The sequence below is a fragment of the Glutamicibacter sp. BSL13 genome, assembly GCF_052928425.1.
Genome location: NZ_JAVGCZ010000035.1, coordinates 20,592 through 27,360, shown reverse-complemented (window position 1 = coordinate 27,360; position 6,769 = coordinate 20,592). Strand labels below are relative to the sequence as shown.

At 68.0% G+C, this 6,769-nt stretch carries 7 protein-coding genes; 1 reads left to right on the top strand and 6 read right to left on the bottom strand.

Going from position 1 to position 6,769, the window contains the following annotated elements:
• From RCJ92_RS08435 to RCJ92_RS08410, 6 genes are all read right to left on the bottom strand, one after another.
• A partial coding sequence (locus RCJ92_RS08435; RefSeq protein WP_446754312.1) for a phosphotransferase occupies window positions 1–460 on the bottom strand: 460 nt, incomplete at its 3' end.
• Between the two features lie 264 nt (window positions 461–724).
• Window positions 725–2,227, bottom strand: coding sequence for an Asp-tRNA(Asn)/Glu-tRNA(Gln) amidotransferase subunit GatB (gatB, locus tag RCJ92_RS08430; protein ID WP_446754311.1), 1,503 nt, complete (start codon window positions 2,225–2,227; stop codon window positions 725–727).
• 9 nt (window positions 2,228–2,236) lie between these two features.
• The gene (gene gatA, locus RCJ92_RS08425) at window positions 2,237–3,775 is read right to left on the bottom strand and encodes an Asp-tRNA(Asn)/Glu-tRNA(Gln) amidotransferase subunit GatA (protein ID WP_346922349.1); all 1,539 of its coding nucleotides are present in this window, start codon (window positions 3,773–3,775) and stop codon (window positions 2,237–2,239) included.
• A gap of 4 nt (window positions 3,776–3,779) precedes the next feature.
• The gene (gene gatC, locus RCJ92_RS08420) at window positions 3,780–4,076 is read right to left on the bottom strand and encodes an Asp-tRNA(Asn)/Glu-tRNA(Gln) amidotransferase subunit GatC (protein WP_054822085.1); all 297 of its coding nucleotides are present in this window, start codon (window positions 4,074–4,076) and stop codon (window positions 3,780–3,782) included.
• A gap of 85 nt (window positions 4,077–4,161) precedes the next feature.
• Window positions 4,162–4,716 (bottom strand): maltokinase N-terminal cap-like domain-containing protein, encoded by a 555-nt coding sequence (locus RCJ92_RS08415; RefSeq protein WP_446754310.1) that lies wholly within the window; start codon window positions 4,714–4,716, stop codon window positions 4,162–4,164.
• 50 nt (window positions 4,717–4,766) lie between these two features.
• Complete coding sequence (locus RCJ92_RS08410; protein ID WP_138175291.1) at window positions 4,767–5,291, bottom strand: GNAT family N-acetyltransferase; 525 nt, start codon at window positions 5,289–5,291, stop codon at window positions 4,767–4,769.
• Between the two features lie 676 nt (window positions 5,292–5,967).
• Here RCJ92_RS08410 and RCJ92_RS08405 point away from each other — a divergent pair.
• Window positions 5,968–6,756: a glucosamine-6-phosphate deaminase gene (locus tag RCJ92_RS08405; RefSeq protein ID WP_446754309.1), complete on the top strand. Its 789-nt coding sequence runs from the start codon at window positions 5,968–5,970 to the stop codon at window positions 6,754–6,756.
• The last annotated feature ends 13 nt before the right edge of the window (window positions 6,757–6,769 follow it).

Below are 6,769 nucleotides of genomic sequence, written 5' to 3'. Positions count from 1 at the left end.
CGCGGAAGTTGCTGGTCGGCGCCTGCGCGGGGGCGGGGACGTGCAATGCCCGGAGGTAGTCGGCCAGGGCCGGGGCGTAGGCGTCGCGCTCTGCGCGCGGCAGGCCCGCCGCACTGACCCCCGGGACGAAGGGGACGATGGAGAAGGTGAACGGGTAGGTTGCGGTGGGGCGCCCGACATGCAGCGCCAGCCCCGGGCTTAGGCCCGTGTCGGCGGCCAGCCGGGCCAGCCAAGCGCGTTCCTGTGTGCCGAACCGCTCGGCCTGGGCACGGCGCGGCAGGCGGATGAGGTGCCGCGGACCCAGCCGGTAGATCTCGTTATCCCACCCGCTGGCAAAGTATGCCACCGACAATTCGGCCCACTGCGGCGCCTGCCCGCGGAGCAGCTCTTGCACCAGGCAGCGGTCGATGCGCACTTCGGCCTCGGGCGCACCCGGCGGGGTGAAACGGCCTGCAGTCATGGTTTTCATCGTAGTGCCTCCACCTGCGCCCACCCACCGGGGACCGGGGGCGATGGCTCCCGCCATCCCCCGCCCAGGAGAGGCAGCGGCCGGACATTGGCGCCACGAGCGGGGCGGGCGGACTGCGCTGGCGCGGTATCCGGCAGCGGCCTCACACGCGGTCACGGCACCGGATGAGTACCAGGAAGCGGGCAAAATAGGCATCGCGCCTGCACCCCCCGCGTTCGGGGATGCAGGCGCGATGCCTTGCTCGGTGGCTGGAAACTAGAGTCCCAGCTTCTCCATGACCAGTTCACGCACGCGGCCGGCGTCGGCCTGCCCGCGGGTCGCCTTCATGACCGGGCCCATCAGGGCGCCGATGGCCTGCATCTTGCCGCCCTTGATCTTCTCAACCACGTCGGGCATCGCGGCGATCGCATCATCCACGGCCTTGCCCAGCGCCGCATCGTCGTTCACGATCGCCAACGAACGCTGCTCCACGATCTGGCTGGGCGTGCCTTCCCCGGCCAGCACGTACTCGAGCACCTGGCGGGCAATCTTGTCGTTGATCTTCTTGCCCTGGATCAGCTGGTCGATCTCGACGATGGTTTCCGGCGTGACGCCAACCTCGGCGATTTCCTTGTCCGCGGCCTTGGCCAGACGGGCGATCTCGCCCATCCACCACTTGCGGGCGACCGCGGCGGTGGCCCCGGCGGCAATGGTTGCCTCGATTTCATCGAGCACCCCGGCGTTGACCACGTCGCGGAATTCCTTTTCCGCGTAACCCCATTCGGCCTTCAGCCGCTTGCGGCGCTCGGCCGGCGGTTCGGGCAGGCGGGAGCGCAGCTGCTCGATCCAGTCCGCGGTGGTTACGATCGGGACCAGGTCCGGTTCCGGGAAGTAGCGGTAGTCATCCGCGTCCGACTTCGGGCGGCCCGAGGTGGTCGAGCGGGTGTCCTCATGCCAGTGGCGGGTTTCCTGCACGATCTTCTGGCCCGAATCCAGCACCGCGGCGTGGCGTTCGATCTCGAAGCGCACCGCGTGCTCCACGGCGCGCAGCGAGTTCACGTTCTTGGTCTCGGTGCGGGTGCCGAACTTCTCCGCCCCCTTGGGCATCAGCGAGACGTTCGCGTCGCAGCGCACGTTGCCGCGCTCCATGCGGGCATCGGAGACACCCAGGTTCTTGACGATCTCGCGGATCGCCGCGACGTAGGCGCGGGCCAGCTCCGGGGCGCGGGCACCGGCCCCGACGATCGGCTTGGTGACGATCTCCACCAGCGGCACGCCGGCGCGGTTGTAGTCCACCAGCGAGTAGTCGGCGCCCTGGATGCGCCCGGCGGCCCCGCCCATGTGGGTCAGCTTGCCGGCATCCTCCTCCATGTGCGCGCGCTCGATCTCGACGCGGAAGACCTCCCCGTCCTCCAACTCGATGTCCAGCCAGCCGTCGTGGGCGATCGGGTCATCGTACTGGGAGGTCTGGAAGTTCTTCGGGGTGTCCGGGTAGAAGTAGTTCTTCCGGGCAAAACCGCACTTCTCGGCGATCTGGCAGTTCAGGGCCAGGCCGATGAGGATGGAGTATTCCACCGCGGTCTTGTTCACGACCGGCAGCACGCCGGGCAGGCCCAGGTCCACGGGGGTCACGTTGGTGTTCGGCTCATCGCCAAAGGCGTTGGGCGCGTCGGAGAACATCTTGGTCTTGGTGTTCAGTTCGACGTGCACCTCGAAGCCCAGTACCGGGTCGTACTTTTCCAGTGCGACGTCGAAGTCTACAAGTTCTTCGGTGGTCATGCTCTCCCCCTAGGCCTTCTGGGCGATCGAGTCGGTGTCAATGGCGGGTGCCTGCGAGATCAGCGAGTGGCCCCACTGCTTTTCCAGCAGGGCCTCCAGCGCGGCGCCGGCACGGTAGAGGCGGGCGTCCTCGAACGCGGGGGCCAGGAACTGGATGCCCACCGGCAGCCCCTCGCTCAGCCCGCCGGGCACGGTGATGCCCGGAACCCCGGCCAGGTTCGCCGGGATGGTGGCCACGTCGTTCAGGTACATGGCCAGCGGGTCGTCGGTCTTCGCGCCCAGTTCGAAGGCGACGGTCGGTGCGGTCGGGGAGATCAGCACGTCTGCCTGCTCGAACGCGGCGGTGAAGTCGCGTTGGATCAGGGTGCGGATCTTCTGCGCCGAACCGTAGTAGGCGTCGTAGTAGCCGGCCGACAGCGCGTAGGTGCCCAGCACGATGCGGCGCTTGACCTCGTCACCGAAGCCGGCGGCGCGGGTGGCGCCCATGACGCGTTCGATGGTCAGCGCACCGTCCTCGGGCAACACCCGGTTGCCGTAGCGCACGCCGTCGAACTTGGCCAGGTTGGAGGAGACCTCCGAGGGCATGATCAGGTAGTAGGCGCCCAGCGCGTACTTGAAGTTCGGGCAGGAGACCTCCACGATCTGGGCCCCGGCCTCGCGCAGCAGCTGCAGCGATTCCTCGAAGCGGGCCTGCACGCCGGCCTGGTAGCCCTCGCCCTGCAGTTCGTTGATGACCCCGATGCGCAGCCCGGACAGGTCTCCGGCGGCGCCGGATTCGGCGGCGGCCACCAGGCCCTGCAGGGCGTCGGGCAGGGAGGTGGAGTCCTTCGGGTCGTGCCCGCCAATCAGCTCCTGCAGGTGGGCCGAGTCCAGCACCGTGCGCGAGACCGGGCCGATCTGGTCCAGGGAGGAGGCCATGGCAATGGCCCCATAGCGGGAGACCGCGCCGTAGGTGGGCTTCACCCCCACGGTGCCGGTGACCGCGCCGGGCTGGCGGATCGAACCGCCGGTGTCGGTGCCCAGCGCCAGCGGGGCCTCGAAGGAGGCGACCGCCGCAGCCGAGCCGCCGCCGGAGCCGCCCGGGATGCGGTTTAGGTCCCACGGGTTGCGGGTGACCCCGTAGGCGGAGTGCTCGGTGGAGGAGCCCATCGCGAATTCGTCCAGGTTGGTCTTGCCCAGCATCGGCAGCTTCGCGGCGCGGATCTTTTCGATCACGGTCGCGTCGTACGGGCTCATCCAGCCTTCGAGCATCTTCGAGGCGGCGGTGGTGGGCTGGCCCTTGGTGACGATCAGGTCCTTGATGGCGATCGGTACGCCGGCCAGCGGGTGCAGCGCCTCGGCCTCGGTGCCGCCGGCGGCGCGGATTGCGTCGACCTCGGCGGCCACGGCCAGCGCCTCTTCCGCGTTCACGTGCAGGAACGCGTTCAGGGTGGGGTCAACCTCGGCAATGCGCTCCAGGTGCGCCTGGACCGCCTGGACGGAGGTGACTTCCCCGGCGCGCAGCTTGGCGGCCAGTTCGGTGGCGGAGAGCTTGATGATCTGATTCATGTCCTTATTCACCATCCAGGATTGCCGGGACCTTGAAGCGGTCCTGATCGGAGTCCGGTGCGTTGGCCAGGACCTCGTCGATCGACAGGGTCTGGCCCACCACGTCCTCGCGCATGACGTTGGTCAGCGGGATTGGGTGGCTGGTGGCCGGGATGTCGGAGGATGCGACTTCGCTGACAGAGGCGATGGCATCGACGATCACGCCGAGTTCACCGGTCATCTTGTCCAGCTCTGCGTCGCTCATCTCGATGTGAGCCAGGCGTGCCAGGTGCACAACGTCCTCACGGCTGATGGCAGACATATATCTCCCTAGGGTGGGCGGTTGGATTTCTCCTCCAATTCTAGCCCCTGGGTCGCAGGGCAAAGCCCAGATGTGGTGCGCCGCATTACGCCATGCGCAATACCGCGCCACGCTGTGTGGCCCCGTCGCCATCCACCCATTCGGCGCTGAGGTAGTGTCCGGTGCCGGCCCCGGGCCGCGGGCGGCGTTCAATGCCGATGGCGTCGGAACCGGTGGTGTGAACCCCGCCCTCCACGGTGACCCGCGGCTCGTCGGTGTCCGAGTTGTTCTGGTGCTGCGGCACGCTCAGCCCGGCGAACAGGTCCCGCACGCACTGCTGCCAGGTGGGGTCGTGCTCGGCGTCGTAGACGTAGCGCAGGCCCAGCACCCCGTGCTGGCTGGTGCCCAGCAGGTGGTCCTGCCCGCCCTCCAGCGGTTCACCGCGGTAGCTCAGCGGCAGGTGGTAGACGGTTCCGTCCTGCCGGTCCAGGTCGATGATGAATTCCATGCCGACCTGCCCAGCGGGGTCCTCCAGGCGGAACCCGCCCACGGTGTCCAGCTGCGGGCGCGCGGTCCCGCTAAAGAAGTCCTGCTGCGGCAGCCAGGAGGTCAGCAGCTCGGTCTTGGTCGGATCCATGGTGGTGGCGTAAATGATTCCCATGGCCACAGTGTTCCAAGAAACACCGGTGGGGGCAATGCCGCGGAGGCGGCCTAGAGCCCGTAGGTGTAGACCACCAGGCGGATGTCGGTGTCCGGGACGAACCAGTCGCGTTCCTCGCGGTGGGTGAAGCCCAGCTTCTCGTAGAGCCCGCGCGCGGCGACCCAGTGACCGCCGGTGGTCAGCGAGACGGTGTGCACCCGGTCCAGGCTGCGGGCGTGGGCCAGGGCCGCGGCGACCATCGCCTTGCCGGCGCCGCTGCGCTGCACGGTGGGGTCCACGCTGAGCATGCGGATCTCCAGCTCCCCCGGCAGGGCGATGTCGGCGTATTCGTTGCCGTGCTGCATCAGCGACATGCTGGCGATGACGTGCCCGTCGCGCTTGGCGACCAGGATGGTGCAGTGCTCGTGGCGCTTGGCGACCTGGCGCACGAACTGCAGGTACTCGTGGTTCGGGTCATCGAAGTGCCCGGCGTCCAGGTACGCGTCAACGGTGATATCACCGATGCGCTGGTAGTCCTCGGCGGTGGCCTCGGTGATCTCCAATTCGGTGGCGGCGGGAAGAGTTTGGCAAGTCATCCTTCCCAGTGTGACAGCCCCGCGGGACTGCCGGTGACCAGTCAAGCCCGCTTTGTTGCCAACTTCACCCCCGGTGTAGCGCGTCGACCTCTGTGATGCGCAGGGATGTTGGCGTGATCCAGAGTGTGGAACACGCTATGAAGCTCTTGTTCTCAGAAGCGCTGGGCGCCGCCCTGCTGCCGCACCGCGGGCCCGCAGCGCCATGGCACCCCGATACCTGGCAGGCTGGTACCGGTGCGCAGACATAAAGTGCGCTGCGCCGGTAATAAGGTCGGCGTTCCACGGCCACCGGTACACCGCCCGGCCCCGGCCCCCGGCGGCAGCCGGGCTCCCCCGCGGCGTCCGGCCGGGGCGAAACCTCGGGACGAACCGGGCTCTGGCAGGGAAAAACTTGGACAGAACCGCACCTCCCGGCACGGGCCGAACCACCGAGCGCGGACGGAAAAGAACGGTGCAACCCGCACACCCCATGGGGTGCCCCCACGGGCAGGACAAGGGTCTGGCGGCAGAAATCGCGAGGTCGCCACCACCGAAAAACCCGTAACATTATTGGTAATGGGTTCAGTGCGTGCCAGGCACGCAGGGTGCTGGGGACACCGTCGTCTCGGGAACCTTGGACGCACAATCATTCGTCGGATATGACACTTTCGTCACCAAGTTTCAAAGGAAGAACGCATTGAAGGTACTCATCGGTTCCTCCCCTGACGAGGTTGCACGCCTCGCCGCCACCGCCGTCCTTGAGGGTTTCCAGCGCTATGCCAGCGACCGGGCCCCGGTCCTCGGGCTGGCCACCGGTTCCTCTCCGCTGGGCCTGTACAGCGAACTGGCCGACTACGTTGCCAAGGGCGAGCTGGACCTGTCCCAGGCCACCGGCTTCGCCCTGGATGAGTACGTGGGTCTGCCCTCCGACCACGTGCAGTCCTACCGCCAGACCCTGATCCGCGAGGTCTGCCAGGTGATGGGCCTGCCGGAGCAGAACCTGAACGTGCCGCTGGGCGATGCCGAGTCCCTGGATGTGCTGGAGGAAGCGGCCACCGCCTACGACGCGGCCATCGCCGCCGCCGGCGGGGTGGATGTGCAGATCCTGGGCATCGGCTCCAACGGGCACATCGGGTTCAACGAGCCGGGCACCGCCCTGCGCAGCCGCACCCACGTCACCCGGCTGACCGCCCGCACCCGCTCGGACAATGCCCGCTTCTTCGGGTCGCTCGATGAGGTCCCCACCCACAGCGTCACCCAGGGGCTGGGCACCGTGCTGGAGGCCCGCCGCCTGGTCCTGGTGGCCACTGGACGGGTCAAGGCCGGCGCCATTGCCGCGGCGATCGAGGGCCCGCTGGCCGCGTCCTGCCCGGCCTCGGTGCTGCAGCTGCACGAGGACGCGATCCTGGTGATTGACGAGAAGGCGGCCAACGACCTGAAGCACCGCGAATACTATGAGGACTCGGCCAAGGCGCTGGTGATCTAGCCTTCGGCCGGTT

Bases quoted from the DNA above. Each gene is read 5' to 3' on its own strand.
- gatB (WP_446754311.1), bottom strand. From the start codon at position 2,227: ATGACCACCGAAGAACTTGTAGACTTCGACGTCGCACTGGAAAAGTAC.
- gatA (WP_346922349.1), bottom strand. From the start codon at position 3,775: ATGAATCAGATCATCAAGCTCTCCGCCACCGAACTGGCCGCCAAGCTG.
- gatC (WP_054822085.1), bottom strand. From the start codon at position 4,076: ATGTCTGCCATCAGCCGTGAGGACGTTGTGCACCTGGCACGCCTGGCT.
- RCJ92_RS08415 (WP_446754310.1), bottom strand. From the start codon at position 4,716: ATGGGAATCATTTACGCCACCACCATGGATCCGACCAAGACCGAGCTG.
- RCJ92_RS08410 (WP_138175291.1), bottom strand. From the start codon at position 5,291: ATGACTTGCCAAACTCTTCCCGCCGCCACCGAATTGGAGATCACCGAG.